Origin of the sequence: Olivibacter sp. LS-1, from assembly GCF_008245145.1 — a bacterium.
Taxonomy (GTDB): domain Bacteria; phylum Bacteroidota; class Bacteroidia; order Sphingobacteriales; family Sphingobacteriaceae; genus Olivibacter; species Olivibacter oleidegradans.
Window position 1 is genome coordinate 4,276,587 of the sequence record NZ_CP041643.1, and the last position, 25,600, is coordinate 4,302,186.

Here is a 25,600-nt window from a genome sequence, read left to right on the forward strand (position 1 = left end):
AATTATAAACCTAAATTATGATGATACAAAGATAACCGATTTTGGACACGATGACAAAAAGCCTTGCGACTTTAACAAAATTTTAACATTTTTTTGCTTCTTATTCTATTACAACAGCTGTTCCGCTCGCAGTAACCATAAGCATACTTCCTCCGTTTCCCACCGTTTCATAGTCAAGATCCACACCTACGATTGCGTTTGCTCCAATGGATGCGGCGTACTGTTGCATTTCAAAAACTGCGGTATCTTTTGCTTCCCTTAACACTTTTTCATATGAATTGGATCTGCCTCCTACAAAATCCCTTATTCCCGCAAATATATCCCTAAAAAAGTTAGCACCTATAATGGTTTCGCCACTTACCAAGCCGATATATTTTACTATTTTTTTACCTTCTACATTAGGTGTTGTTGTTATTAGCATGGCTTTTTTCTAGTTAGATGTAGAAAGGTGACTATTGTTACAAAAAGGGAGCCGCTGTGATTTCCTTTTTTGAGTTTTTAACACATTACACCTTCTTGATATCTTCAAGCTTCCGATCATAGTATGTCGCATTTTGAATATTACTTTCGGTGCTCTCCTTTAGTATCTTTTCCGTCTCTTCCAGCTTAGTTTCCAGGTCTCGCAATTCAGGGCTTACATTTCCATCTAAGTACTTTTTGTACTTGGCCTTCAAAGATTTGCATTCACGAATATGGCTATTCAATTCTTTTTGCATGCTCGTAGCTAAGCTCTTTTGTTCTTTAAGTTCATACGCGGCTCTATTTTTATGTTTGCGTGCATATTCTTTCTTAAGGCGTTGCACGGATTCATCGATCTCCTTTGCGTTATCCTGTGTTTTTGAATCTTCCAATAATAAACTGTGAAAATACTCAAAATCTTTATCGATATCTTTATGGCTTCCTTTTGAATTCTTAATGGCTTCCTGTGCCATTTTAAATTGTTTATTCAGCATATTTAGGTTATAAAGTTGTACTTCCACTTTTTGCTTCAGTTCTTCTGCTTCACTCTTTTTTTCTTCGATTTTACCGACATGCGATACATCGCTTAAAACTAAAGCACTGGCCTGCGCGCTCAGTACAGAAGTACCCAATAGCGCTACGATTAATAATGTTTTCATTTTACTGATTTTAATTTTTTAACGTTCATGACCGAACGATTTTCATTCCTGTTATTTAATGGTAAAATATATTTGCCGGCCGGGCATATTAAGCGTTTTAATAATCTTTATCACCCCTCTAAGCTGTTACGCTTTTTGTATATAAGACGCTTTTGATGTAGAAACGTTGCAGGAATTTCTCGTTTTTTATGGTCTTTTCTACCAACAGGATAATTTTCTCTACGAACAGGCATTGCTTATCTTCCTATTTCTGCCAATGGAAGAAATAATGATAAAAGAACAAACCGGGGAGATATAATTATGTTACTAGTAAAGACAGGCATAATACTTTGTAATATGGACAATTTGAATAAAAGAAAGGTGAGTAAACAACAAAAAGCGCACAAAAAGCGGCAAGAAAAAAGAAATCCGCCAGAAACCAATCGCTCCGCTATTACCGGACACAACCTGGAAGATGACATTACAGGTGCTAATCCCGCAGGTTCGGCTGTCAGACCCGACATACTTCGAGAGGATCATCCCGGGCTTGCTAAATAGCGATGGCCATATTTTAGGTTGAATAAAAAAGTAAAATTGCATATGTTTGTTAAAAAAACAAGCACTTATGCTAAGACCAAAAATTCTCCTATTCTTAACTATGATTGTATCAGGTACATTGGCCTATGGTCAAACTGCCGAGGAAAAACAGCTTTTAAAAGCCGTAGAAGATCTTCGTTTAGCCATGATCAGTGGTAACCGGCAGGCGCTCGACGCGATAGCTGCCGACAAGCTAAATTATTGGCATTCAAGCGGCAAACATGAAGATAAGGCGGCTTTTATAGAGAGTCTCACATCAGGAAAATCGGATTTTTTAAGCATTAATTTAAGCGAACAAACAATCAATATATCAGGGGACGTGGCTACCGTTCACCACATCTTGAGCGGAGAAACGAACGACGGCGGTAAACCCGGCACCGTAAGAATCGGCGTATTACTGGTTTTTCAGAAGCAAAGTGGAAATTGGAAGTTATTTGCCAGACAGGCCTTTAAACTGCCTTCATAACTTTTAAAATAAAGTGTCATTTGTCGTCAATTGAAAGAATCCTTCTTTCAATTGACCCGTTCTAAATAAGTTGACAAATTCATGCGCTTTCCTTGTTGGTTCAGGAAGTCGATAAGTGCCTATACAATGCATGGCAATGTGCAAGCTGTCTTCTATACTGAGATGGTTACCCGGCGAAATATACACCGGTTTAACGTAGTTTTTGGTTCTTAATACATACCCCAACAGTTCCTCCTTATGCTTAAGTGGACTAAAGCTATACTTCACGGCCGAGGGCTCCTCGAAATTTCCATATAGTTTCTTCTTGGCACAACCAAGCGTGGGAATGTTAATTAAAGCGCCTAAATGCGCTGCAATGCCCAATCTTCTGGGATGGGCAATGCCATGACCGTCCACCATGATGACATCAGGCTTCACGGTCATTTGAAGAAAAGCCTCCACTAAAGCAGGAACCTCCCTAAAGGCCAGAAAACCGGGAACATAAGGAAACGAAGTTTTGCTCTTTACCAACGAGTAAGCTAAAGGCTTTAACGTGTTAAAATCAAGCGTGACAATTCCTGCATAAATAATATCACTGAAGCGGTTAAGTGATATGTCAGCACCGGCAATCGTTTTTATCTCCTGCTCCAAGGGTGAATGTACCAAGGAATTCTGTAATTCCTTTTGCATGGCAGTTGCTTCGGATATGGTTATGTTGGTATAATCCAATTGTTTGTTATTCATAGGTATCTAAAACAGACTTAACTGAATCTTTGTTTGTTTTGGTTTCTGTTCTCTTCCATAAACGGTTCGTCCGTCATATTGCCAAGAAACAGCCTTCTCTTTAGCTACTAGCTGATCCAATTGATGGTTAGGTATAAAGTCTTTTTCTTTTTGCAAGGCTACTTTCGACAAATTCTTAATGGCTTCTGAACGCGCTTTGAATCCGATTTTTGCCTTCTCCAATGCCTGTTGAAGAATGGCTATGGATTCGTCGTATATTTTTGTCGGTACAGGAAAAGGATGCCCATCTTTACCACCATGAGCGAAAGAAAAACGTGCCGGGTCTTCAAAACGACTAGCTGTACCATGAATAACTTCACTGATTAATGTGAGCGATTGCAGTGTTCTGGGCCCGAGTCCTTCCAACAAAAGCAACTCTTCCATCGTCTGCACGGCTTGCTCCTCAGCCAATGCCAGCACAGTACCTAGACGCTTTAGGTTTACATCTTCTTTCCTTACATCATGATGAGAAGGCATGATAATTTTTCTAGCCTCCTGTAGAATATAACTCGGGCGCTCCTTTGTAATCGCCAGTATTGCTTCCCTTGTCAATGCGGCATTTCGGTCGGTCAGATTTAATATTTGACCTTGGTTATCTCCATAAATGAAAGTATGCGGCTCCTCGATAAAAGAATGAACCTGCGGAGCATGCCAATGATAACGCCGAGCCAATCGAGTTTCGGTATTCATTCCTTGCTGAACAATTGCCCAGCTTCCATCAATACTTAGTACAAAAGAATGTAAATACAGCTGAAAGCCGTCTTGAATGGCTGTATTGTCGACCTTTGCAGCAAGCTTGCTATGCTGTACAAGCTTGTTGCCATCCAAACCCGTTGCAGACGCAATGCGGAGAAGCTCATCGGGCGTTTTCAAAGAATGTTTGCCTCTCCCACCACAGATGTAGATGCCTAACTCATGTGCTCTTTTGTTTATAGAAGCTTTTAATGCTCCCATAACGGAAGTCGTAATGCCGGAAGAGTGCCAGTCCATCCCCAATACACAACCCAGCGATTGAAACCAACAGGGGTCACTCAATTTACGAAGAAACATATCTCGTCCGTATTCCACTACAATGGCGTCCACAATCGCACCGCCTAAAAGACTCATCCGTTGCGCTAACCATTTGGGAACATGCCCATAATGTAAGGGCAAATCTGCCTGTCCTCCTCTCATATCAAATTCTTTCAGCAGGCAATTTACTAAAAAAAATAGCAAACAACAACAGTAATTATTTTTTTGCGAAACATCTGATTGAACGAAAACATAGAAACCAGTTTGCATAAATTTCCTTATATTGCCGCCCGGTTATAACGATAGATCGACAAACCACTTTATAATGTAATTACCGCAAGGCAATAAAATGAATTTATGCTAATTACCTTCGATGAGTGAGCGGGGTCCGACTCGCTATACATTGAAGGCTATTTACTAACGAATTTTTGGCCTTGCATTTAGAAAATTAACATGAAAATTACTGGAATTCTATTGACAAGCTTTTTGTTTTTTGGGACAGGTATGTTGCAAGCCCAAGAAAAGAACACGCTAAAGTTGAATCATATCGCGGTATACGTAGAGAACCTACAAAAGAGTACTGCTTTCTATAAAAATGTCTTGCAACTTACCGAGATTCCTGAACCCTTCCATGATGGCCTACATACTTGGTTTACCTTAGGCCAAGCCGGAAGTTTACATCTTATTCAAGGTGCTAAAGGAGGCGTGGAACGAGAAAAGAATGATCACCTATGTTTTAGTACAAATGATATAGACAAATTTATTCGCAACCTGGAAAGTCATCAAATCAGTTATTTCGACTGGCCCGGAAACAAAGGCAAAGTTACAACGAGGGTAGATGGTATCCATCAGATATATTTTCAGGATCCGGACGGGCATTGGATAGAAATTAACGATGAACAATAAACCGATTTGTGAGTAAGTTAAGTCGGTAATACGTTAAGTAGTTAAATAGTCAGGTTGTTGAGAAGTTAAAGACTACTCGTCGTTTCTTCTTGCCATAAGGACGTAGGAACGTCATCGTAAAGTCGATAATACGTTAAGTAGTTAAGTAGTTAAATAGTCAGGTAGTTGAGAAATTAAAGACTACTCGTCGTTTCTTCTTGCCGTAAGGACGTCATCATAAAGTCGGTAATACGTTAAGTAGTTAAATAGTCAGGTTGTTGAGAAGTTAAGTAGTTAAGTAGTTAAGTAGTTAAATAGTCAGGTAGTTGAGAAATTAAAGACTACTCGTCGTTTCTTCTTGCCATAAGGACGTCATCATAAAGTCGGTAATACGTTAAGTAGTTAAATGGTCAGACATTAAGATCATGACCATTCAACTAGGCCTGTACCGCTGCTGCTACTAATTCACTACTCAACTACTCCCCTACTCAACGACTTTATTAGACGATTCAATCGGTTAATGCCCACCTGCCACAGGCCCTGTTTGCTCAACATGCTTAAGCTTTTTTGAACAGTAGATACCGAAACCAAAAATGTAAACATAACAAACGACCGGTAAAATCAATGAAAGTTGAACACCTAATTGGTCTGCTAATGCGCCTTGAATTACAGGAACAATGGCACCACCTAAAATAGCCATAACCAATAGCGAAGACCCTTGGCTTGTATATTTACCAAGGCCCGCGATTGATAAGGTATATATATTAGAGAACATGATCGAATTGAATATACCAATTCCTAAAATCGAATACATCGCATAAGCGCCTGTATTTACAATACTGGAAATCAGCAACAAAACATTAATGCCGGCGAATATAGCTAAAGTACGTGCCGGCGCTGCCTTTCCAATTAAAAAACCAAGCAAATTCAACACTATGAATACTAGGAAGAAGCTTACTTGCGAAAAGGTCAGATCGACTAAACTAAAAATTAACAGAAATACAAGCGTTGCCATTCCTACCATATAAATAAGTTTCTTGCCGAAATCGATATTGTGGTTAAGATAGATAGCGCCTAAGAATCGGCCAATCATTGCCCCTCCCCAATAAAGTGAAAGATAGTTTTTACTTATAGATTCGGTAAAGCCCATAATCTGCTCTTGCTCAAGGAAACTGATGATAAAACTGCCGATGGCTACCTCCGCACCTACATAACAAAAAATTCCGAGGACACCTAAACGCAAATGTGTAAATTTTAATGCACCTAATCCTTTAACATCTTTTTCTTCATCACTTGACTCAAAAGAAGGCAGCTTAACGGTCGAGATAAAGACGGCTACCAATAATAAAATTATAGCGAAAATAAGGTAAGGAATACGAGTAGCTTGCGGACTAATGGAGTCACCATCTGCAAAAAACTCAAATATAAGATGTCCTCCTAATACAGGGGCAATGGTAGTCCCCAGCGCATTAAAAGCCTGTGTCATATTGAGTCTGCTAGAAGCACCATCTTCGGGGCCTAACAAAGAAACATACGCATTCGCGGTAATCTGTAATATAGTAAAACCCAAACCCAATACAAAGAGCGCCGTTAAAAACAATCCATATAACGAGGTAGTAGCTGCTGGCCAAAACAATACACAGCCTACCGCAGACAAGATAATGCCGGCGATAATAGATTTTTTATAACCGATTTTGTTCACCGGATCACCCCACTTGGAAGACACGACAAAATAAATCAATGACCCAATAAAATAAGCGCCAAAAAAACAGAATTGCACAAGCATGGATTCAAAAAAACTCAAGCTAAACAACTGCTTTAAATAGGGTATTAAGATATCATTCATGCAGGTTATAAATCCCCACATAAAAAATAATATCGTTAATGTAATCAGTGGCACCACATAGCGCTGGCCGGAGGAAGGGGTTTGGATATTACTCATGAATAGTACGTTTAATATAGTTTTTTTCCAATACGCATTGAAAGTATGCTACGAATATACATTTTTGGATTTTAAAAACAATTGAATTAATGCGAATAAATCGATTTAAAACGTATTAGCAGTGTTTTGAACAGGTATGAATCGAGATCCCTGTACCGCCTCCCTTTTTTCCAGCTGTTTGTCGATGTAGGTCTGGATACTTGATTTACCAAGTCCCCAATTAGGCGCAATAAGCAGCTCTTGATCAGCCAGCCCAAAAAGGCGCTGTATAATAATATCAGGACGCAATAGCGGAATAAATTCACAGAGAAAATCGGTATAAGATTCCAAGCTAAAGAGTGGAAAGGGTTTGCGTTTATACTGAACACCCATAATGGATCCTTCCACAATGTGCAGGTGATGTAATTTCACAAATTTGATTTGCGGAAACCGGTTAATTTCGTCAGCATACTTTAGCATCATCTCTTTTGATTCCCAGGGAAAACCAAAGATGGTGTGAACGCAAATATCAAGTGGGCTATTTTGTACCAGATTGAGTGCCACTTCGAGCTCTTCATGCGAACATCCCCGATTGATTCGGTTTAATGTATCATTATAGATTGATTCCATGCCCATCTCTAAATCCACATCAAACCTATCGGTATAACTTTCCAACAATGCAACCTTCTCAAAATCTATGCAATCCGGCCGCGTACCTACCGATAATCCTACTACATTTTCCGGTGCAATACTCAAAGCTTCATCATACATGGCTTTCAAATAATGAACAGGGGCGTAGGTATTTGTATTCGGCTGAAAATAAATGACAAATTTCTCAGCGCCGTAACCCTTGATGGCTCGTTCAATCCCTTGTTCTACCTGCTCACGAATTGTCGGCATCTTTCGGGCGCTTTCCGGGGTAAAGGAATCAACATTGCAATAAGAACAACCACCAAATCCTTTACTCCCATCACGATTAGGGCAAGTAAAATTACCGTCGACGATAATTTTAAAAACGCGCTTATCATCATATTTCTTTTTAAGATATGCGCCATAATGATTGTAAGGCTTTATTCCCGAATCTAATAGAGTTCCCATAATAAACGCAAAGGTAGTTATTTCATGTGTAAATAAATCGTTTTTCTATCAGACCTCGATCCTGGAAAGGAAATGTCAACAATCTAAGCTTTTCATAATACGGGGCAGCCTTTCTCGGATATTTCACTTTGTAATAAACAATTATACCGGCTGCCTGTTACTTAAAAACAAATCAGGTTAAACGTCAAAAGAAAGGAGCTTAACATGAAGTCAGGACAAAAATCAGCCACGCAAAAGACCCCATTTGTAGGAACGACAACAGCTGACAAGTCTTTCAAAGATCAAAAAGTATTAAAACGTCATCAAGGCTTGCCAAACGCAGGCGCCCGCTCGGCCGATTCAGGCGCCCGAACGGATAATGAGAAAAACAAGAACTGACAACGATATGATTCGATAAGATCATTACTTTGAACCTTTATTTTTACTTTTACCGACAAGGTATTAATAAAGTTTCAAATACGTTATATGTTCCGAAGAAAGAAAGCGCTCATCATCGGTTGTGGATGGGTTGGATTTCGGTTTGCCCAAAAGCTACTGACATTAAATTTTGAAGTAACCGCCACCACAACCTCTGAGCACAAAATAAATGCGTTGGAGGCTGAAGGTATTTCCCCCCTACTGCTAGATTTTAATTTCGAAACTGATTCAGAAACAGTAGCTGTTATTAGTAGTCTACATTATGATCTTGTACTCGTAAGTGTGCCCGCTAAAAAACGTGAGCATCAGCAGACCTGTCTAATGAAATTTGAGCGCCTGGCTAAGTTTCTTCAAAAGATCCAAGCAAAATCGATCATTTATTTAAGCTCTGTTGGTATTTATCCGAGTGCACCTTATCTCATCAATGAGACAAATATTCCAAATTCATCACTCGATCTCAAATTGTTCCAAACAGAGCAGACGCTCGCGATGCGGGTTAATAAGCTGAATATTTTGCGCCTAGGCGGTATATTTGGCGATAACCGCATTCCCGGCAAACACTTCAGCGCTAAAGTATGCGAAGTTGGCAATCAATTTGCAAATTATATCCACCTAGATGATATCATGGCAATCATTTTATGCTTGTATCATCAACGTATCGAAGGCCAACTCTTTAATGCAGTCTCACCACTCCATCCAAGTAAAAAAGAAATCACACTACAAATGGCGGAGAAATATGGCTTCGCACCTCCGAGTTCGTTCGAAAACGTTTCATTTGATAAAAAGGTCATTTCTCCCGCAAAATTAATCTCTGATTTAAACTACCAATTTATATACGAAAACCCGTTGGACTACTAGTCAAATGCTTCCTTGACGGCTTTCCCACGCCAAACAGCAGGCTCCTCCAGTCCAAGTATCCAGGCTATGGTTGAGGCCGTGTCGTAGGTTATGATGGGACTAGATAACTCGTGTCCTTTTTTAACGCCTACACCATGAATGATCCAAGGTATTTGAACCTCATCCAATGATTTTCCACCATGTCCCTTATCTTTACCGCCGTGGTCTGCAGAAACTATTATAATCGTTTCATCAGCAATACCAGCTTTCTGTACCGCCGTTACAATAGCTCCTATTCGCTCATCTACCTTATGAAGCGCTTTGTAATAAGCCGGTGTGCGATGGCCTATATTATGTCCCGTGTGATCCGGTTCGTCAAAATGAATAAAGGTAAATAGGGGCTTGTTTTCCGTAATTGTCTTTACGGCTTCTTTCAAACAAAGTTCTTCGTCGTCGTTCGCAGGAAACGCCTTGCTTATGGCAGCCTTTTCAATCAAATAACCAATTCCCGGCCAGCTATATACAGCAGCGGTATATTCATTAGGCCGTTGATCTCGAATGATGCTGAAAATACTTGGGAATAGTTTATAGCGTGTGGTATAAATTGAAGGGATTTCCGGTGTTTTGCTTCCCCACTCCGTATAGCCATGTAATGTTGGCCCTGCTCCCATTAACATAGAAGCCCAATTGACCGCGCTCGAAGAAGGCAATACTGACCTGGCTTTTAATGTCCAAGCTCCTGTTTCCATGAGCTTTTTAAGATTCGGCATATCTGCTTCCGGTAGGGCATATGCTCCAAATCCATCACATCCGATAAGAATAATATGTTTGGCTTGTTTCACTTGCGCATTCAGCGCAAATACAGAGAACAATAGATGCGTTAAAATGATTAGTTTCTTCATCTGAATATTTTATATAATTCGAACGACTAAACTAATGTTTTAATATTAACAAACAAAGTTTATAAATACCAAAAATAAACGCAATCGATTGCCCAATTTCAACAAATAAAAGGGATCTAAAAGTATCACTTCTTAGATCCCCATCCCATATTTTACTCTTTCATTTACCTATCGCCATGAATCCACTTAAAATTGTATTGTTTCACCGGATTTTTCATCCGTTCGGCAATACGAAGCAATCGATCGGGTAAACGCATAAGGTAATCCCGAGCTTTTTCGCCGGCTTCATTCAAATTGGTCATCGCATCTACTTTCCACTCGTTCAACAGGTCTTTTAAAATATCAACATAATCAATCGCTGTGTAGACTCCCAAACGCTGTGCTGCATCGGAAAAATGCGAAAAAAGTTCTCCTTGTGGCTCCCCCGCCTCTCTTAGGAAATGCGCCGGCATCACAATTTTCTTTTTCATCATATCTTCAAATGCAACCAATACTTCACTGGCATCAACCTCAGCTGCTTTGGAAATAAATGACATATAAGCTTTTGCATGGCGCGCCTCGTCCGAAGCAATAACACCACACATCTTTGCCAGTAGTTTATCGCCTGCTTGTTTCGCTAAACCGGCCACTCTTCGATGCGAGACGTTGGTGGCCAGCTCCTGAAACGAGGTATAAATAAAGTTTCTATAAGGATCCCGACCAGTACCAATATCAAAGCCATCCTGTAACAGATATTGAACCGAAATCTCGAATTGTTTCATGTCGACTCTTCCGGATAAGTATATATATTTGTTCAGGAGATCCCCATGTCTGTTTTCCTCTGCTGTCCATGCCCGAACCCATTTCATCCACCCACCCTGCTCGTGTTTTTCAACATCTTCCACCATAGTCAACCATGATTCGTAGGTTGGCAAAGCCTCCTCTGTAACTGTATCACCAATTAAAACGGCAACTAAATCATAAGGTAATTCCTTTGCGCTATCTTGTAGATCCTTAACTTCTTGAAAAAAAGTATCTCGCGATGCGTCGGGTAAAAAATCAGCCGGCTGCCACATTTCCTCAACGGGCTTCAAATATTCACTCATTTCGTTGAGCATAAACGGCTCAAGATAGGTCATTACTTCTTTTCTCGATCCCTCGTGTATCGGTTGCATGGTATTTTCCATATAGAAAACAAATATACACATATGGATATAAAATAACGATTAGCGATTTATACCCATTTTTTTCTTCATTGCTTTCCTAGCAACAAATGCTTTAGTATCAGTGTTTTAAAAACTCCATTAATTTTTTAGTAAAAGTTGTGCAGTGACGAAAATTTATTTTCCCGCTAATCAATAACGTACCTCAGTATTTAGATCCTTTATTGATATTCAACGCCGGCTTATAAGGTCTGGGAATAGGTCGCTTTTGACCCCGTTCGGGCATAAGCTTCTCACTTAGTTCGATGCTTGAAATAGACCTCTGTATTTCACGCGGTATTCGCTTCTTCGTTTTCTTTTTTCGCTTTCCCCACCAAATGATAAAGCCTGTAATTGGCAGACTAGCGCCGATCAGGGATGCAAAGAAGGCAATGACTTTTCCTGTCAATCCCAAAATAGAGCCGACATGGATATCATAATTCATTTTGCGAAGTTTTACGCCAAACGAGGCCGTAGCGAAGTTTGCTCCGTATACCTCATGCCGGGGAAGCTGTTTTAATGTGTGCTGGTCAAAGCTATAGGCAATATGGTTATAGTACTGCCCTGCACTCGGATAAATAGTCACATTAATGGTAGATTTAGGTTTTGTTGAATCCGGAAAGCTATAATAAAATCCTTCCGCTCGCGAATGTTCACTAATCACTTTGCTCCATACAATATCCATTGCATTTTTGACTGTAAAATGTTTCCCCATCTGAAGCGAGTCCGACTCAAGACGCGCAAAATCGGGTAACGAATTTCCTCCTGAAGTTGTCCAATACAAGCCTTTGCTAAACCATTGTATACCGTACACCATGCCGGTACAAGCGATTGCGAAAACAATTAACAATGAATAAAAGCCCAGTACATTGTGTAAATCATAGTTAACCCGTTTAAACGAACCTTTCCATTTAATAAAAAAGCTCTTCGCTCGTGTGCTCTTTGTCCATTTCGCCGGCCACCAAAGTACCATCCCCGTTATAAGAGTAATAACGAATACCAATGTACTGTAATTCACAATTGGGCGACCAATTTCATAAGGTAACCACAAAAAGCGGTGACCATTTAATATAAATCGAAAGAAATCAACTTCCCCCTCTTTTCTTTCACTTACGCTGATAATTTTACCGGTATAAGGGTTCAAACGCAGCGACGTACCCCCGCGACGCCCCTCTCCCATCCCTACATAAATGGCTCGGCCTTGCTGATAAGTTGCATAGGAGACCCTTTTATCCGGAAACTTTGCTGTGGCTATGCGTTGAATCTGAGACGGAGTCAGCACAGGAGCTGCTTGGTGAGTAACGCGCGTTTCGGGTTCAAGGATATAAGCCGTTATCTCATCCTGGAAAACCCAAATGCAACCGGTTAGGCATACAATTATCATCACAATACCCGTGATAAGCCCTAACCAAAGATGAAGCCAGGCTGCTATTCTGTAAAAAAGTGATCGTGATGCGGATTTCCTTACCTTTGTGCTCATTTTAATTGATTAAGAGCTCAAAGATAATGTTATTTAGATTTATTAAAAATAATATCTATAAAATATCTTGGTTCCCCGAATTTTAGCCTTTTAAAACCCGGGTATTTTTTAATTCAGCATCAAAATACGTAAATCGAGCAGGGTAACCGAGCGCTATTTTTCCAATACGATCATGAAGGCCTATAGCTTCCGCAGGGCGACGGCTTGCCATTTCAATAGCTTCTTGTACAGATACACCCAGCTCTTTAATTGCATTTTGGACTGCATCCATGAGAGATATATTAGCTCCTGCAAGATTTCCTTCACTATTTACATATTCTCCATTAATTAATGTTGCATCAAATTCTTCCCACTGAAAACGGGCTTTCTTTTTTCCAAGGAATAAGGCATCCGAAATCAAAAAGAGTTTATCTCGCTTTAATTTATAAGCGATTGCGGCTGCTGAAAAGTCAACATGTTTTCCATCCAGCACAAGGGGAGCATAGATGCGTTCATCGGATAAGACAGCTCCTACCAGTCCGGGGTTCCGATGCTGGAAAGGGGACATTGCGTTAAACAAATGCGTCACCTGGGTAATTCCCAGATTAAAAGCGTTTCTTGCTTCTTCAAATGAGGCATTACTATGCCCCAAAGCCAATGCAATTCCAGAATCCTGCAAGAGAGCGAGTAGATGGTCGTCAAACATTTCCGGTGCAATCGTCATCTGTAAGATAATGCCTTTTCCATATCTCACTATTTCCTCAACCATCGCTCTTTCGGGTTTTTTAATATATTTCAACAGGTGTGCACCTCTCTTTATCGGATTAATAAAAGGGCCTTCCAAATGCATTCCCAAAATGGCGGATTGTGGATGCTTTTCTATGTATTTTCTAACAGCGTCAATGCCTGCTAAGATGTTATCGATGGAAGAAGTAATAAGGGTTGGCAACACAAACGCCGTACCATCAGTCAAACACGCCTCTTCAATATCTGATAAACACTGCTCATTCGGATGAGCTGTAAAATGGTAGCTCGCCCCTCCATTTACCTGAATATCAAAAAATCCCGGAGCTATATGCGCTACCCTTTCGTCCGCATTGCCGGCATTTCCTCGATTTATTCCTACAATTAAACCTTTTTCGCAAGTAATCAGTTGATCCGTCAATACCGTTTCACCTGTATAGACTCGATTCGCAAATATTTTCATATAATGATTTCTCTTTTTTATGGATCTTATACAACCTATAGTTCCTAAAGGAATAGGCTAAAGGTAATGGTTTTAAACGATAAGAAAGCAAAGTGAAACAATGCTTTCTTTTACCTGTTATTTCCCTAAATTATTATGGAGTCTAAAATTCATATATACAGAGCTAAAAGTCCGATCATTGCCGCAGCCATTCATGACGGGCATAGTATAGCGCCGTCGCTCCGGTCTAATATGCTTTTATCTGAACACGAACGTATGCGCGAAGAAGACCCCTATACCGCAGAGATGATAAATTTTCCGGTTAATCGAATCGTTGTTGACAATTCACGCTTTATGGTGGACCTGAATAGGCCGAGGGACCGTGCCATCTACCGCTCACCTAATGATGCCTGGGGGCTAGCTGTATGGGCAACGAAGCTTACACAAGAACAGGAAGAGGAAATATTAACTTTTTACGATACATTTTATTTAGAGGTAAAGAAGGTACTGCTTGATCTTATTCAAAGCTACGGATATTTCATTGTTCTAGACGTTCATAGCTACAACCACAGAAGAAAAGATCCTTATATAGAAGCTATATCCAGCGAAAATCCGGAAATAAATATTGGAACGGCCAACAACATTTCTAAATGGAGGCCGATAATAGACACATTTATTGATTCCCTTTCAAAAACAACAATTGATGACCATTTTCCGGACGTTAGAGAGAACATAAAGTTTAAAGGTGGCACATTTTCCAACTGGATATGCTCTCAATATAGCAAATTTGGCTGTGTACTATCCGTGGAGTTTAAAAAGACTTTCATGGACGAGTGGACAGGTCGAGTCAACATAAGCCATTTGATGGACATACAACGCGCTTTACAAGCCAGCATCCTGCCTCTGGAAACCGAACTAAAGAAGTTATACCAAACAGCCTCAACAGATAAATGATCATATGGAGAAAAAGCAAGAAAAGGTTTTGAATCAGATTCAGGACAAGTTGAAAAAAGGTGAACCGATTAGACTTTCCTTACCGGACAAAGGCATACTCAAGATAGACAAACCCGTTCCTTTTCTCCTGGTATACCGTGTTCCTAAAAAGGGCAAAGACAACTTTGCTTATAACCTTGCTAAAACCGAATCATCCTATTTAATTACGTCCGACTATGAAGGAAGCGGTCTGACTGAGCTCTTGAAACTCATCTCTGCATATTTAGCAGACCAATTCGGTGGTTTCATGCTGGTAGAAATCTGGCATCAAGCCAAACTGGACGATAAAGCCTTTACAATAAAGGTCAACCAAAAAGGGACGTTGAGTATGGCGACAAAATTGACTGAAGAACTGAATGCACTACGAATAGGTAATCAAAAAATCACGGCGTCACTCAATAAACAAAAAACGGCTGTTGCTCCCCCGGGACGTTCGCCACTCATTGACAAAAATGTAGCTAAACAATCTGAAATTGTATTAGTCGGTGTGGAAATAGCACCTGTTTACAACGATGTTAAAACCGGTAAGCCCTATCCCTTGTTTATGCGCGAATTACGAGCCGCTTTTGGTAAATCGCTACGCAAAAGCCTATTTGAGTTCGTTCGCACAAATACCTCATATAATGCAACTCACTTTGAAATGCTCGGCACCACAGTGTTAGACGACAAAGTTTGGGAAATTGATAATGAGTTGGCAGAATACAGTAATCTTTTTGATTTTCTTCTGCTAGTAACGCCTATTAACACCATGGATGCATGGAAAAATTTTGCAGAAAATAAGTATCTGAAAGCACCCGTTTTTCATTATCGACCGATGCCGATAGAGCCTGAGTTGATCAAGCGTAAAATATACAACTTACCTATTGAGGATATTTCTGATCCCACTATCGCCTTCCTTTTCCGGGATAAACGAAAAGAGATAGATCGGATGCTGAATATGATGTTAGAGCGGGAAAAACCGGATTTTATGCACAGTAGCTTACAAATATTCGGCAATATAGACGAACATCTTTTGGATGTTGCTCGCGCCATCCTTGTTGCCGCCGAGCCAAATTACGAACAAGAAAATCAAGATTTATTAAACGCCTGGGAATTCGCACAAATGGCTGAAAATGAATTAATATGGCTTAAAAAACAGGACGCATCCATCTTAACCGCCGTACGCGTACGCGACGATGTTGATGGAGTCATGGTCTCACGTGGCATACTGAACATCAATAAAAGTTACCAAATTTCGAAGCAACGGGCCTTTGCCCTCATTCAGCATGAAATTGGAACACATGTGGTCACATATTATAACGGCAAAGCGCAACCACTCAAACTCTTCTATATAGGCGTGCCGGGTTATGAACAGCTGCAAGAAGGATTGGCCGTCTTTTCAGAATACTTGTGTGGCGGATTAACCAATCAACGCATGCGTATTCTTGCAGCTCGCGTAGTAGCTGTCAATTCCATGATAACAGGGAATTCGTTTGTTGATACCTTTTTTCTGTTAACCGACAAATATCTTTTTACTCCTGAGGCCGCTTTTCATATTACGATGCGTGTATATCGCGGCGGCGGGCTCACTAAAGACGCCGTCTATTTAAAAGGGTTGCTTAATCTAATCGAGTATATCAAACAAGGTAATGACATTGCACCTTTGCTCATTGGCAAAATTCGCCAGGATTACATACCCGTTATTAACGAATTGACATTTAGAGGTTTATTATCAAAAATACCGATCAAACCTCGCTACTTGAGTCGTCCGTATCTAAAGCATATTGAGACAATTAAAAAAGGGGGAAATATTTTCACCATGCTAAACTAAAGAACATCATTCCTGTTATCTTAAAAAATCAATGCCTTAAAACTATTACTGATGAAAATCGCATTTATTGTGAACCAACTAATGAAGGAAACTGCTGTATACACAACAACAAGATTGGCCTTACAAGCCCATAAAATGGGGCACGAAGTTTATTATCTGGGCGTGGGTGATCTTGCTTATTTTAGCGACGAGCAAATGGGTGGACTTGCGCGGAAGGTACCCTCTAAACAATTTCGTTCGCCTGACACCTTCTTACAAGCCATTAAAGAGAGCGAGAAAATTCAGATAAAAGCAGCTGATCTTGACGTGCTACTATTAAGAAATGATCCTTCCGCTGATATCGACAAACGTCCCTGGGCACAAAACGCGGGCATAGTATTTGGCCAATTAGCGCAAAAGCAAGGCGTTTTGGTCTTAAATGACCCCACTAGCTTGTCACAGGCATCCAACAAAATGTACTTCCAGTATTTTCCAAGGGAAGTGCGTCCGGAAACTATTATAACCAGAAGTGTAGCGGATATCGAGGCATTTTATAAGGCCAACGGTAATAAAATTATTCTAAAACCACTTCAAGGATCCGGAGGGAGGAACGTGTTTCTTATCAATAAACAAGAAGTGAAAAACTTAAATCAAATTGTCGATGCCATTTGTCGCGACGGATTTGTTGTTGCGCAAGAATATCTTCCCGCAGCAAAAAACGGCGATATCCGTTTGTTTTTGCTGGACGGTGACCCAATTGTAGTAAATGGCCACTACGCCGCCATTCATCGTCAACAAAAAAAAGGCGAAATCAGAAGTAACATACATCAGGGCGGTACCGCAGGTAAAGCGAGGATGACAAAGAGAATTAAAGAAATTGTAGAACTGGTAGGGCCCAAGCTTAAAAAGGACGGCATGTTCCTAACCGGTTTGGATGTGGTGGGCGATAAGCTAATGGAAGTAAATGTCTTTAGCCCCGGCGGTTTAGTGCATGCTTGTGAATTGTATGATGCCGACTTCTATACTCCCGTCATAAAGGCCATCGAGGATAAAGTTAGGATTCGAAAGGAATAGTTTTGTTCAACAGAAAGGATTTGCTATCTTGGGTGGATAAGAAGGTTATGGACAATCTTTCGATCGTTTTACGCATAAAATCTATTAAAACAGAAGCGCCTGATACGAAGTCCTTCGTTTTGGAATCAGTGGAAAGTAAGCCGCTTGTTTATAAATCAGGCCAATTTTTGACATTATTATTTAAGCACAACAATGGTGAAGAAGTAAGGAGAAGTTATTCAATCAGCTCATCCCCTCTTTTGAGCGAACCGCTCACGATAACGGTAAAAAAAATACCAAATGGCGAATTCTCTCGAAAGCTGGTAGACCATGCGAAAGAGGGGGATCTACTTAATAGCATCGGTGCCAGCGGCCTTTTTGTTCTACCGGATTCTTATGACCGTCATCTGCTTTTTTGTTTTTTAGCTGCCGGCAGTGGTATTACGCCCATATTTTCCCAGATTAAATCTATTCTTTACGGATCAGAAAACAGTGTCATTTTAATTTATAGTAATAAGAACGCGTTTTCAACCATATTTTTGAACGAAATTTTGCGATTGAAAGACGTGTTTAAAGAGCGTTTTATGCTCGAATTACTTTTTAGCGAATCAGCTCCGTTAACAGAGGGTAGGCTGAGCCAAGGCGTTTTGGATCAACTGGCGCAAAAGTACAACCTTTATAAGGATGATCATATTCTTTTTTATCTATGTGGACCGAACGCTTATATGCGCATGATCAATATTAAGTTACGTGCTGAAGGTGTGCGGTCCGACCACATAAAAAAAGAACTTTTTATTGTGGACGCTCCGCTCTATCAACTGCCGGAACCACCTGAAAGGAAGGCGTATCCTGTTACCATACATTATAAGGGAGAAACTTTCACCATTCAGGTTAAATATCCTATATCCATCTTAGAAACCGCTAAAAAACATGGCAAAGCCTTACCCTATAGCTGCGAAACCGGACAATGCGGTACCTGCGCTGCAATCTGCTCTACCGGTAACGTGTGGATGCGCTATAACGAGGTTTTAGGAGAGCATGCGCTTGCTGAAGGTTACGTATTAACTTGCACGGGCTATCCCATTGGCGGCCCTGTGGAATTAACTATTTAGCAAATCACACACATATGGTTAAGCAGGTACGCGATAAAAATTAAAATTCCGCTATAACCTAAAGCCACAATTAATGCCCACCAGGCTCTGTCGCTTTTTTTAATCATTAACGATGCAATGGCTGAGACCAAAGCAATTGGTGCAGGTAATAATACACCATATACCCACAAATTTGTATTTTCAACAACAAATAAGAGAAAAAACCACAGCGCTGCGAAGGCCGACAGTGTCAACGATATATTCGCCAGCCTTTTGGCACGGTATATTGACTTCAACTGATTGTTAACGTAAGGCATATTAATTGTGTTGCGATATTCTCTATCTCAGAAGCAGATAATTTCTGAGCTTTTGCAGTTAGTATACCGCCCAACTGCAAATGCATAGCAAGTTAGTGTAATATCGGAGGCGATGTAGGAGCTGCTCCGTTCTCGTGATCGGAAAAATAGGCTGAATTTTCATCTAGATGGAGTAAACACTTAAACTGTTTTACGGGCCTTAAACGTTGAAGGATTATTCTTTTGCCATTAAGTCCTTCTACCTCAAGTTGCAGCGGAATGCGCTGATTTTCTGTAGCATCGGATAACAATGCTTCATAGTCGGAATTTAGCGTACCTTTCACAGCAAAGAATCTTTCCCCCGCACCGTCGTTCATGTAAAGACTATCCCCTTTTAGATAGGCCTCCATTTGAAAGGTATCGTAATTCGTGTCGTGATTATAATACAAATACAGGGTATTTGAAGTGGTTGCCGACTTAAATTCATACACGTCATTTTCCACACTATTGTTGGGGGCGCTCAGGAAGAACGAAGAATGCGCTTTGGGTGTAACACTTAGCCTATTGGTCATACTAAATGTATTTTCATCTCTTAGATGTATTAGCTTCATACTATCGGGATGAAACTCAGGAAGTATCCGAAATGCTGTGCCGGTATTTTGGCTAAAATTTTTGAAGACAAATTCACTTTCCGCTAAAAGTTCTTTATCAATTCCTTCATAGACTATAAACGCATCACGATCGGCGCTCTTTGTTTCTTGGAAGAAAATCTTTTCGCCTTTCTGCTCCCATTTTCCAACAATTGTTCGATCTATTGCACCATAGCTCATAGCAAAAACAAAATGATGTTGCGGCAAGATGTATAGCTCTAAGGCAGCCTCTCTTTGTGATCCATTGTAACTACCGATAAAGGGGCTTTGTCCGTAAGCCATTCCCAGTGTTAGCGTCAGCAAGATCGTTAATTTACTTCTCATTATTTGCACTTAAAAGAATGTGACAACGGATGTTGTCACTTGCACAAAAGTAAGGTTTTAGCGAGCGTAGCAAAATAGCTGAAAATCGGGATTTCACAAACGAGTGTCTTCGAAGCAAATGTGCAGACTACAAAAAAGGCAAGTGAAGCCACTTGCCTGGTTTTTCATGTGTGTTTAATCTAATCTCGATTCAACCTTGCAAAGATATAATTTATTATGCATACATAAAATAGTTGTTTTCAGGTATTTTCCTCATTCGTACAAATGAGCCCATGTCACAGACTAAAAAAACTAGCAGAAATCATGTATTTTTATAAGCTCCCTGAAAATCGGGGTTTTACTATTTGCTTTGTTCCACTTCGTCAAAAAAACTAACTTGCCAAAAATATGAGGTCCACGGTTAGATATACGCTTTTTAGCTTGTTGATTATGACGATTGTTTTGCCCTTGCGCGGTAAACAGCAATCCCCATTAATTGACAGCTTAAAAAGAGAACTCAAAAATGCTCATTCCGATACTTTAAAAGCACGTTTATATGTTGGTATTGGCAGTCATTTAGCCTCGTCCGATAGTTCAGGTGGTTTTCAAGCCCTAAAAAAAGGGTTAAGTCTTGCCTTATCAAGCGGAGAAGACTACTACATTGCCAACGCGTATGCATCGTTGGCAAGATTCTTTCAAATTTATTATTTGCAAGATAGCGCTGAAAGCTATTATCAAAAGGCCGAGCATTTATTGCTGAAGTATTCCAATGTCCGAAATCAGAAGCTACTGCTCTTTATTAAGCAGAATCACCTTACGTTAAAAATCAGTAAGGAACCGGATAAAGCCCTCAACGAAGCGCTTTCTCTCGTGCCACTGGCTTACAAAGTAGGTGATCAGGTCACCTTGGGAAATCTATATAATAATATCGGAGTCTGGTTTATGAATATCAGCCAATATGAGAAAGCGATACAGTATTTTAAGAAAAGCGTAGCCGTAAAAATAGTTGAACGCAAACAATATGCGCGATTCGCTTATTCCTACGTAAACTTAGCCGCTTGTTATTATAGAAGCGATCGAATTGACGAGATGAAACCGTACCTGGACGAAGCCAAAAATTATTTATTAAAGGCCAATGATCGTCAGGAAGTGTGGAGCTGGTATTACAACTATCGCGGACTGTACGCCTTCGAAAAGAAGCAATATCAACCGGCGGAGAAAGACTTACTAAAGGGGCTTTCCATCGCAAAAAAAGAGACCGATGCGCTTGCCCAGAGCAATATCTTAGGAACTTTGGTAAAGCTGAAGCAGGCCATGGGTGATAATCAACGAGCTTTAGCCTATGCACAGGAGAACGTTCGCCTAAATTTAAAAGGCAGCCAGTTAGGTGCATTGGATGATTTAGCTGACATCTATGAAAAAATTGGTGATTATAAGCATGCATACGAAGCTAAATCCTTATATGCGCACCTCGCCGACAGCCTAAATGAATCGGAAAAAAAGGCGAACCTGAATGAAATTGAGGAGAAATTCCAAAACGCAAATAAGCAAAAACAAATTTTACAATTACAACATGAAAACGAAGTTAAATCTTTTGCCTTGCAAAAAAATCGCCTTTATACCGGCTTATTGACGGCCACATCTCTTTTATTATTGACCTTAGCTGTCTTGTATTTTCAATCCAATCGTCATCATAAGAAGCAGTTAATACAACATAAAAAGCTACATCAGCTGGAGATGGATAAGATCAGTCAGCACAACCAGATATCCTTGTTATCAGCGATGTTAAACGGGCAAGAGTCCGAGCGAACACGAATCGCACGTGATCTTCACGATGGTCTGGGAGGCTTGTTATCAGCATTAAAAATCGAACTGTCCAGTGCTTTAAAAAAGGAAAATAAATATACCAAGCTTACCGACCCTTTAAAAAAAATTGACTATGCCGTAGATGAGCTACGATTCATCTCGCAGAACTTGATGCCTGAGACGCTCTTAAAATACGGTCTTGGCGAGGCCATTAAGTCGTATTGCTCACGTATGCGAAACAAGGGAATACAACTCATCTGTCAGATATTTCACTATAATAATGAACTAACACAGGAAAAGGAATTGATCTTATATCGAATCATGCAAGAATTGGTAACGAATGCCATTCGTCATGCAAAGGCCAGTACCATTTTTGTCCAACTCTTGAAAAGCGAAGACAAGGTAACGTTAACTGTAGAAGATAATGGGATCGGCTTTGATAAAACACTATTGGTTAAAAACAGAGCGGGCAACGGCCTTACCAATATACTTTCCCGCATCGAATATATTCACGGCGAGCTCGATGTTCACTCGCAAATCGGCAATGGCACCACTTTCACTATAGAATGTAATATTAAATCATGATAAAGGTTATTATAATAGACGATCATCCCATCGTAATTGACGGTTTAAAGAATTTGTTCTTCACACATGAAGATATTTCCCTGATTGAGTCGTACAAATTAGGAAAAGAGGCCATAGATGCATTGAAAGGAATGGACGTAGACGTCATTCTTTTAGACATCAACCTACCTGATATGAACGGAATTAACTTATGCAGTGATTTAAAGCGAAACCATCCCGGTTTAAAAATAATAGCATTAAGTTTACACAACGAACATGCAGTAATTCGGAGCATGCTGCAGAATGGTGCCTTAGGTTATGTTATCAAGAATGCCCCTGGCGACGAAATTCTGGAAGCGATACGAACAGTTGCGCGGGGACAAAAGTATTTATGCTCTGCTACGCGTACGACAATGGCCAATGCCGAAGCCGATCAACACATAACGGTTCCACTGATAACCCGACGGGAGAAGGAAGTCTTACAGCTTATCGGTAAAGGTCTGACAACGCAGCAAGTTGCTGATCAACTTTTTATCAGTCCACATACCGTAGAGAGTCACAGAAAAAAATTGATGGAAAAATTTGAAGTAAACAATATTATTTCCGTCATAAAATTAGCAACTGATTATCGTTTGCTGTAATTACTTGAGCGTTTTTTCCTTGCTTGTTAAATAGGGAAATAGTTTTTTGCATAAAGCTTAGCACCTTAGGGCTAAGCTATTCATTAATTAACTCAATTTTCCTATTTATCTCCATACCATTTTCATCAGTTACAGTGATAAAATAGTTGCCTGATTTTAAATTTAACGGCATCTCATGAAAGGTCTCGGTAGTTCCCAGAAACTCCTTATTCGCATACCAAAAGAGTTTCGTATGATCCAAGGCGTGCGCTACTTTCAGAATTACAGGTTGCACAATTCCGTTAAAATCTTTTGTTAAATAGATTTTACTAGCATAATCCTTCGGATAAATGAAATCCATACGTGTTATCTGTGCTCCCAGGCAATCGGCTCGGAAGGGCGGAAGCACTTTATAATCTGCGTGTTTACTTTTATAGTACCACGCCATAACCGGTGGTAAAACAAACCAACTTTGGGTAACTAGCTGGTCAACAGCTTCGCAACTACTGTTCACGCGAAATCGGCTGGTACGGTCGAGGTGAATCAATTGATGATACGGACAGGTTTTTGTTCGTATACCATTAATCGGAATATAAGCCTTTTGTTTTGGACAATGGTCGGTTGCCAAATAACCGCTTACAGTGCACACTTCCTCTGCTATTAAGTTATCGACCGGACCGGTAAACCAAGTTGTTCTGGGCAGGAGCCGAAAGACATCAAATAATAAAGGAGCTGCACTTCCAACTCCCGTTAGAAGCGGTCGCCCTTCCCCCGTTGCATTCCCTACCCATACGCCCACCACATAGTTTTTGGTGGTACCAATAGCCCATGCATCCTTATTTCCAAAACTGGTGCCTGTTTTCCAAGCAATTTCCAAAGCCGAATCATAAAATTTCCAAGCTTCGTCGCCACTGGGCCTATTCACTTCCTTCATCGCATTATAAGTCAGCCAAATAGAGCCTGCATCCAAAACCGGTTCCTGCCTGGTTTCTTTACCAAACATCACCTGATTATTCGCATACAAATTCAATTCCGCAAATTCATCTTCACGATATTTGCTACCGATATTGTAATAATTCAAGGTAGAGGATAAGTTAGCATAAGTGCGACATAAATCCCACAGGTTGGATTCGGCTCCACCTAGAATTAAAGAAAGACCATAGTGATCGGGATGCTTATTGATATTTTTTAACTTGAACTTCTGTAATTCTTCATAAAATTTATAGATACCATACTGTTGAAGCATTAATACCGCAGGAATATTTAGCGATCTCGCCAAAGCACTATGGGCTGGTACAGCTCCATCGTAAGTTCTATTAAAATTTTCGGGACTATATCCAGCTATCTGGGTTGGTACGTCAGCCACCAAGGTATTTGGCAGTAGCTTGCCATCATTGAGCATTGCGGCATAAAGTAGCGGTTTCAATATACTCCCGGTACTTCTTGGTGCTTCTATGATATCGACGTCCTTTTGATGCCATTTATCAGTCGGCGCATTTCCCACATAAGCCAATATGTTTCTGCTCCTGACATCAACCACTAAAACTGCCAGATTGTAAATTTCATTTTGTTTATATTGGAGATAATATTGTTTAGCCAGTTGATTAACACGTTGTTGAAGACCTAATTGCAGGCTTGTCCTTATCCGTCTTCCACGGTCTGTTTTGGTTAATTTAGCCAGTAAATGTGGAGCAATTTGCGGTAGATCATACGGTTTTTGAGGCAGTGGTTCCGCAAGAGAAAGCGTATAAGTAAGCGAGTCAATCAGTTTTTCATGATAGAGCTTATGTAAAAGATGGTTTCTTTTCTTGAGCAATAGCTGTTGATTTTTTCCCGGGTAAATAAGACCGGGAGCATTGGGAAGGACCGCTAATGTAGCGGCCTCTGCCCACGAAAGCTGGTTTGGGTCTGTTCCAAAGTAACGCCAGGAAGCCATTTCAAGTCCAACTACATTACCTCCAAAGGGGGCATGCGCACCATATAAATTCAGGATTTTATCTTTACTATACCTTAGCTCAAGTCGGGTGGCTAGAAACAGCTCAATTAGTTTTTCCCAATAAGTACGGCGCTTTCCGTTCCTTGAAAGCCTGATTACCTGTTGTGTAAGCGTACTCCCTCCACGTACAATGGATTTGGCTCTAGTATTCTGAACCAGTGCCTTGAACATGGCCACTGGATTGAAGCCCGGATGGTAATAAAAATGCTGATCTTCATAATTGACAATGCACTGTTTAAACTTTTCAGGAAGCGAATCCCGCTCAGGAAAACGCCATTGTCCATCAGATGCAATCTTCGCTCCGAGGAGCTGTCCCTGTGTATCCTCAATTACGGTCACATACGGATCGTCAAAAAGCTTTCGGGGCAACGAAAAATAATAAACCAACAGGATGAATAAAATAGCTATACTCTTCTTTTTATTTTGCCCAATCCAATGCTTAACAAGTAGTAACTTTTTTTTCAACAATTCAATTTTTATTTTACGTTAAGTAGTTAAATGCTTGCGTAGTTGAGTGCGTAATTAGCCAATGTGATAATAGGCGGTCTGTAAGCCTAACGCCTATTGTCTCCATACTATTATTTTATGCCTGAATTAAGTTGAGTGGTTGAGTAGTTAAG

General features: G+C 40.3%; 24 protein-coding genes. 11 read left to right on the forward strand and 13 right to left on the reverse strand.

The window, feature by feature from the left end:
- Nucleotides 1–100 precede the first annotated feature (100 nt).
- Together FKG96_RS17640 and FKG96_RS17645 are read right to left on the reverse strand one after the other, a co-directional pair.
- A complete protein-coding gene (locus FKG96_RS17640) occupies nucleotides 101–421 on the reverse strand; it encodes a heavy metal-binding domain-containing protein (protein WP_013667347.1) in 321 nt (106 codons plus the stop codon).
- Between the two features lie 85 nt (nucleotides 422–506).
- A complete protein-coding gene (locus tag FKG96_RS17645) occupies nucleotides 507–1,118 on the reverse strand; it encodes a hypothetical protein (RefSeq protein ID WP_130855713.1) in 612 nt (203 codons plus the stop codon).
- 336 nt (nucleotides 1,119–1,454) lie between these two features.
- On the opposite strand from FKG96_RS17645, the gene FKG96_RS17650 reads away from it, so the two are divergent.
- Nucleotides 1,455–1,655 (forward strand): hypothetical protein, encoded by a 201-nt coding sequence (locus FKG96_RS17650; RefSeq protein WP_130855712.1) that lies wholly within the window; start codon nucleotides 1,455–1,457, stop codon nucleotides 1,653–1,655.
- A 67-nt stretch (nucleotides 1,656–1,722) separates the two neighbouring features.
- On the forward strand, nucleotides 1,723–2,160 hold the full coding sequence (locus FKG96_RS17655; RefSeq protein ID WP_013667351.1) for a nuclear transport factor 2 family protein: 438 nt from the start codon (nucleotides 1,723–1,725) through the stop codon (nucleotides 2,158–2,160).
- Nucleotides 2,161–2,163: 3 nt separating this feature from the next.
- On the opposite strand, the gene nfi is transcribed toward FKG96_RS17655, so the two are convergent.
- Together nfi and FKG96_RS17665 are read right to left on the reverse strand one after the other, a co-directional pair.
- Nucleotides 2,164–2,883: a deoxyribonuclease V gene (gene nfi, locus FKG96_RS17660; RefSeq protein ID WP_130855711.1), complete on the reverse strand. Its 720-nt coding sequence runs from the start codon at nucleotides 2,881–2,883 to the stop codon at nucleotides 2,164–2,166.
- A gap of 6 nt (nucleotides 2,884–2,889) precedes the next feature.
- Complete coding sequence (locus FKG96_RS17665) at nucleotides 2,890–4,095, reverse strand: DUF763 domain-containing protein (RefSeq protein ID WP_130855710.1); 1,206 nt, start codon at nucleotides 4,093–4,095, stop codon at nucleotides 2,890–2,892.
- A 291-nt stretch (nucleotides 4,096–4,386) separates the two neighbouring features.
- Here FKG96_RS17665 and FKG96_RS17670 point away from each other — a divergent pair, with 291 nt between their 5' ends.
- Nucleotides 4,387–4,839, forward strand: coding sequence for a VOC family protein (locus FKG96_RS17670; RefSeq protein WP_130855709.1), 453 nt, complete (start codon nucleotides 4,387–4,389; stop codon nucleotides 4,837–4,839).
- A gap of 496 nt (nucleotides 4,840–5,335) precedes the next feature.
- On the opposite strand, the gene FKG96_RS17675 is transcribed toward FKG96_RS17670, so the two are convergent.
- Together FKG96_RS17675 and FKG96_RS17680 are read right to left on the reverse strand one after the other, a co-directional pair.
- Nucleotides 5,336–6,760 (reverse strand): sugar MFS transporter, encoded by a 1,425-nt coding sequence (locus tag FKG96_RS17675; RefSeq protein ID WP_130855708.1) that lies wholly within the window; start codon nucleotides 6,758–6,760, stop codon nucleotides 5,336–5,338.
- Nucleotides 6,761–6,865: 105 nt separating this feature from the next.
- Nucleotides 6,866–7,837 carry a TIGR01212 family radical SAM protein gene (locus FKG96_RS17680; protein ID WP_013667356.1) on the reverse strand — a complete coding sequence of 324 codons (972 nt, stop codon included), beginning with the start codon at nucleotides 7,835–7,837 and terminating at the stop codon, nucleotides 6,866–6,868.
- Nucleotides 7,838–8,041: 204 nt separating this feature from the next.
- Here FKG96_RS17680 and FKG96_RS26800 point away from each other — a divergent pair, with 204 nt between their 5' ends.
- Together FKG96_RS26800 and FKG96_RS17685 are read left to right on the forward strand one after the other, a co-directional pair.
- A complete protein-coding gene (locus FKG96_RS26800; RefSeq protein WP_013667357.1) occupies nucleotides 8,042–8,215 on the forward strand; it encodes a hypothetical protein in 174 nt (57 codons plus the stop codon).
- 87 nt (nucleotides 8,216–8,302) lie between these two features.
- Nucleotides 8,303–9,112, forward strand: coding sequence for a hypothetical protein (locus FKG96_RS17685; protein WP_130855707.1), 810 nt, complete (start codon nucleotides 8,303–8,305; stop codon nucleotides 9,110–9,112).
- Here FKG96_RS17685 and FKG96_RS17690 read toward each other — a convergent pair.
- The 4 genes from FKG96_RS17690 to nagA form a co-directional block, all read right to left on the reverse strand.
- Nucleotides 9,109–9,993 (reverse strand): alkaline phosphatase, encoded by an 885-nt coding sequence (locus tag FKG96_RS17690; RefSeq protein ID WP_130855706.1) that lies wholly within the window; start codon nucleotides 9,991–9,993, stop codon nucleotides 9,109–9,111. The genes FKG96_RS17685 and FKG96_RS17690 overlap by 4 nt on opposite strands.
- 164 nt (nucleotides 9,994–10,157) lie before the next feature.
- A complete protein-coding gene (locus tag FKG96_RS17695) occupies nucleotides 10,158–11,147 on the reverse strand; it encodes an acyl-ACP desaturase (RefSeq protein ID WP_246860296.1) in 990 nt (329 codons plus the stop codon).
- A gap of 193 nt (nucleotides 11,148–11,340) precedes the next feature.
- Nucleotides 11,341–12,654: a PepSY domain-containing protein gene (locus FKG96_RS17700; RefSeq protein WP_130855704.1), complete on the reverse strand. Its 1,314-nt coding sequence runs from the start codon at nucleotides 12,652–12,654 to the stop codon at nucleotides 11,341–11,343.
- Nucleotides 12,655–12,736: 82 nt separating this feature from the next.
- The gene (gene nagA / locus FKG96_RS17705) at nucleotides 12,737–13,840 is read right to left on the reverse strand and encodes an N-acetylglucosamine-6-phosphate deacetylase (RefSeq protein ID WP_130855703.1); all 1,104 of its coding nucleotides are present in this window, start codon (nucleotides 13,838–13,840) and stop codon (nucleotides 12,737–12,739) included.
- 135 nt (nucleotides 13,841–13,975) lie between these two features.
- Here nagA and FKG96_RS17710 point away from each other — a divergent pair, with 135 nt between their 5' ends.
- From FKG96_RS17710 to FKG96_RS17725, 4 genes are read left to right on the forward strand one after another with little or no spacing between them, the layout of a single operon-like run.
- Nucleotides 13,976–14,773 (forward strand): N-formylglutamate amidohydrolase, encoded by a 798-nt coding sequence (locus tag FKG96_RS17710; protein WP_130855702.1) that lies wholly within the window; start codon nucleotides 13,976–13,978, stop codon nucleotides 14,771–14,773.
- Between the two features lie 4 nt (nucleotides 14,774–14,777).
- On the forward strand, nucleotides 14,778–16,622 hold the full coding sequence (locus FKG96_RS17715) for a flavohemoglobin expression-modulating QEGLA motif protein (RefSeq protein WP_130855701.1): 1,845 nt from the start codon (nucleotides 14,778–14,780) through the stop codon (nucleotides 16,620–16,622).
- Nucleotides 16,623–16,673: 51 nt separating this feature from the next.
- Nucleotides 16,674–17,675: a glutathione synthetase gene (locus tag FKG96_RS17720; RefSeq protein WP_130855700.1), complete on the forward strand. Its 1,002-nt coding sequence runs from the start codon at nucleotides 16,674–16,676 to the stop codon at nucleotides 17,673–17,675.
- Between the two features lie 47 nt (nucleotides 17,676–17,722).
- On the forward strand, nucleotides 17,723–18,766 hold the full coding sequence (locus tag FKG96_RS17725) for a flavin reductase family protein (protein ID WP_149105731.1): 1,044 nt from the start codon (nucleotides 17,723–17,725) through the stop codon (nucleotides 18,764–18,766).
- Here the strand turns inward: FKG96_RS17725 and FKG96_RS26805 are convergent.
- Both FKG96_RS26805 and FKG96_RS17730 read right to left on the reverse strand, forming a co-directional pair.
- Nucleotides 18,763–19,062, reverse strand: coding sequence for a hypothetical protein (locus tag FKG96_RS26805; protein ID WP_168204570.1), 300 nt, complete (start codon nucleotides 19,060–19,062; stop codon nucleotides 18,763–18,765). The two genes, FKG96_RS17725 and FKG96_RS26805, sit on opposite strands and share 4 nt — an antisense overlap.
- Nucleotides 19,063–19,154: 92 nt before the next feature.
- Nucleotides 19,155–20,015, reverse strand: a complete 861-nt coding sequence (locus tag FKG96_RS17730) for a hypothetical protein (protein WP_130855698.1) — start codon at nucleotides 20,013–20,015, stop codon at nucleotides 19,155–19,157.
- A gap of 387 nt (nucleotides 20,016–20,402) precedes the next feature.
- On the opposite strand from FKG96_RS17730, the gene FKG96_RS17735 reads away from it, so the two are divergent.
- Nucleotides 20,403–22,385, forward strand: a complete 1,983-nt coding sequence (locus tag FKG96_RS17735; RefSeq protein WP_130855697.1) for an ATP-binding protein — start codon at nucleotides 20,403–20,405, stop codon at nucleotides 22,383–22,385.
- Complete coding sequence (locus tag FKG96_RS17740; protein ID WP_130855696.1) at nucleotides 22,382–23,005, forward strand: response regulator transcription factor; 624 nt, start codon at nucleotides 22,382–22,384, stop codon at nucleotides 23,003–23,005. The genes FKG96_RS17735 and FKG96_RS17740 overlap by 4 nt, the downstream gene beginning before the upstream one ends.
- A gap of 76 nt (nucleotides 23,006–23,081) precedes the next feature.
- Here FKG96_RS17740 and pbpC read toward each other — a convergent pair whose 3' ends face one another.
- Nucleotides 23,082–25,445 (reverse strand): penicillin-binding protein 1C, encoded by a 2,364-nt coding sequence (gene pbpC, locus FKG96_RS17745; RefSeq protein ID WP_242627167.1) that lies wholly within the window; start codon nucleotides 25,443–25,445, stop codon nucleotides 23,082–23,084.
- Nucleotides 25,446–25,600 lie beyond the last annotated feature (155 nt).

Bases quoted from the DNA above. Each gene is read 5' to 3' on its own strand.
- FKG96_RS17675 (WP_130855708.1), bottom strand. From the start codon at position 6,760: ATGAGTAATATCCAAACCCCTTCCTCCGGCCAGCGCTATGTGGTGCCA.
- FKG96_RS17720 (WP_130855700.1), top strand. From the start codon at position 16,674: ATGAAAATCGCATTTATTGTGAACCAACTAATGAAGGAAACTGCTGTA.
- FKG96_RS17725 (WP_149105731.1), top strand. From the start codon at position 17,723: ATGGACAATCTTTCGATCGTTTTACGCATAAAATCTATTAAAACAGAA.
- FKG96_RS17690 (WP_130855706.1), bottom strand. From the start codon at position 9,993: ATGAAGAAACTAATCATTTTAACGCATCTATTGTTCTCTGTATTTGCG.
- FKG96_RS17640 (WP_013667347.1), bottom strand. From the start codon at position 421: ATGCTAATAACAACAACACCTAATGTAGAAGGTAAAAAAATAGTAAAA.
- FKG96_RS17645 (WP_130855713.1), bottom strand. From the start codon at position 1,118: ATGAAAACATTATTAATCGTAGCGCTATTGGGTACTTCTGTACTGAGC.
- FKG96_RS17680 (WP_013667356.1), bottom strand. From the start codon at position 7,837: ATGGGAACTCTATTAGATTCGGGAATAAAGCCTTACAATCATTATGGC.
- FKG96_RS17735 (WP_130855697.1), top strand. From the start codon at position 20,403: ATGAGGTCCACGGTTAGATATACGCTTTTTAGCTTGTTGATTATGACG.
- nagA (WP_130855703.1), bottom strand. From the start codon at position 13,840: ATGAAAATATTTGCGAATCGAGTCTATACAGGTGAAACGGTATTGACG.
- FKG96_RS17685 (WP_130855707.1), top strand. From the start codon at position 8,303: ATGTTCCGAAGAAAGAAAGCGCTCATCATCGGTTGTGGATGGGTTGGA.
- FKG96_RS17695 (WP_246860296.1), bottom strand. From the start codon at position 11,147: ATGCAACCGATACACGAGGGATCGAGAAAAGAAGTAATGACCTATCTT.
- nfi (WP_130855711.1), bottom strand. From the start codon at position 2,883: ATGAATAACAAACAATTGGATTATACCAACATAACCATATCCGAAGCA.
- FKG96_RS17710 (WP_130855702.1), top strand. From the start codon at position 13,976: ATGGAGTCTAAAATTCATATATACAGAGCTAAAAGTCCGATCATTGCC.
- FKG96_RS17655 (WP_013667351.1), top strand. From the start codon at position 1,723: ATGCTAAGACCAAAAATTCTCCTATTCTTAACTATGATTGTATCAGGT.
- FKG96_RS17730 (WP_130855698.1), bottom strand. From the start codon at position 20,015: ATGAGAAGTAAATTAACGATCTTGCTGACGCTAACACTGGGAATGGCT.
- FKG96_RS17670 (WP_130855709.1), top strand. From the start codon at position 4,387: ATGAAAATTACTGGAATTCTATTGACAAGCTTTTTGTTTTTTGGGACA.
- FKG96_RS17665 (WP_130855710.1), bottom strand. From the start codon at position 4,095: ATGAGAGGAGGACAGGCAGATTTGCCCTTACATTATGGGCATGTTCCC.
- FKG96_RS17740 (WP_130855696.1), top strand. From the start codon at position 22,382: ATGATAAAGGTTATTATAATAGACGATCATCCCATCGTAATTGACGGT.
- FKG96_RS17715 (WP_130855701.1), top strand. From the start codon at position 14,778: ATGGAGAAAAAGCAAGAAAAGGTTTTGAATCAGATTCAGGACAAGTTG.
- FKG96_RS17700 (WP_130855704.1), bottom strand. From the start codon at position 12,654: ATGAGCACAAAGGTAAGGAAATCCGCATCACGATCACTTTTTTACAGA.
- FKG96_RS26800 (WP_013667357.1), top strand. From the start codon at position 8,042: ATGAAGTCAGGACAAAAATCAGCCACGCAAAAGACCCCATTTGTAGGA.
- FKG96_RS26805 (WP_168204570.1), bottom strand. From the start codon at position 19,062: ATGCCTTACGTTAACAATCAGTTGAAGTCAATATACCGTGCCAAAAGG.
- FKG96_RS17650 (WP_130855712.1), top strand. From the start codon at position 1,455: ATGGACAATTTGAATAAAAGAAAGGTGAGTAAACAACAAAAAGCGCAC.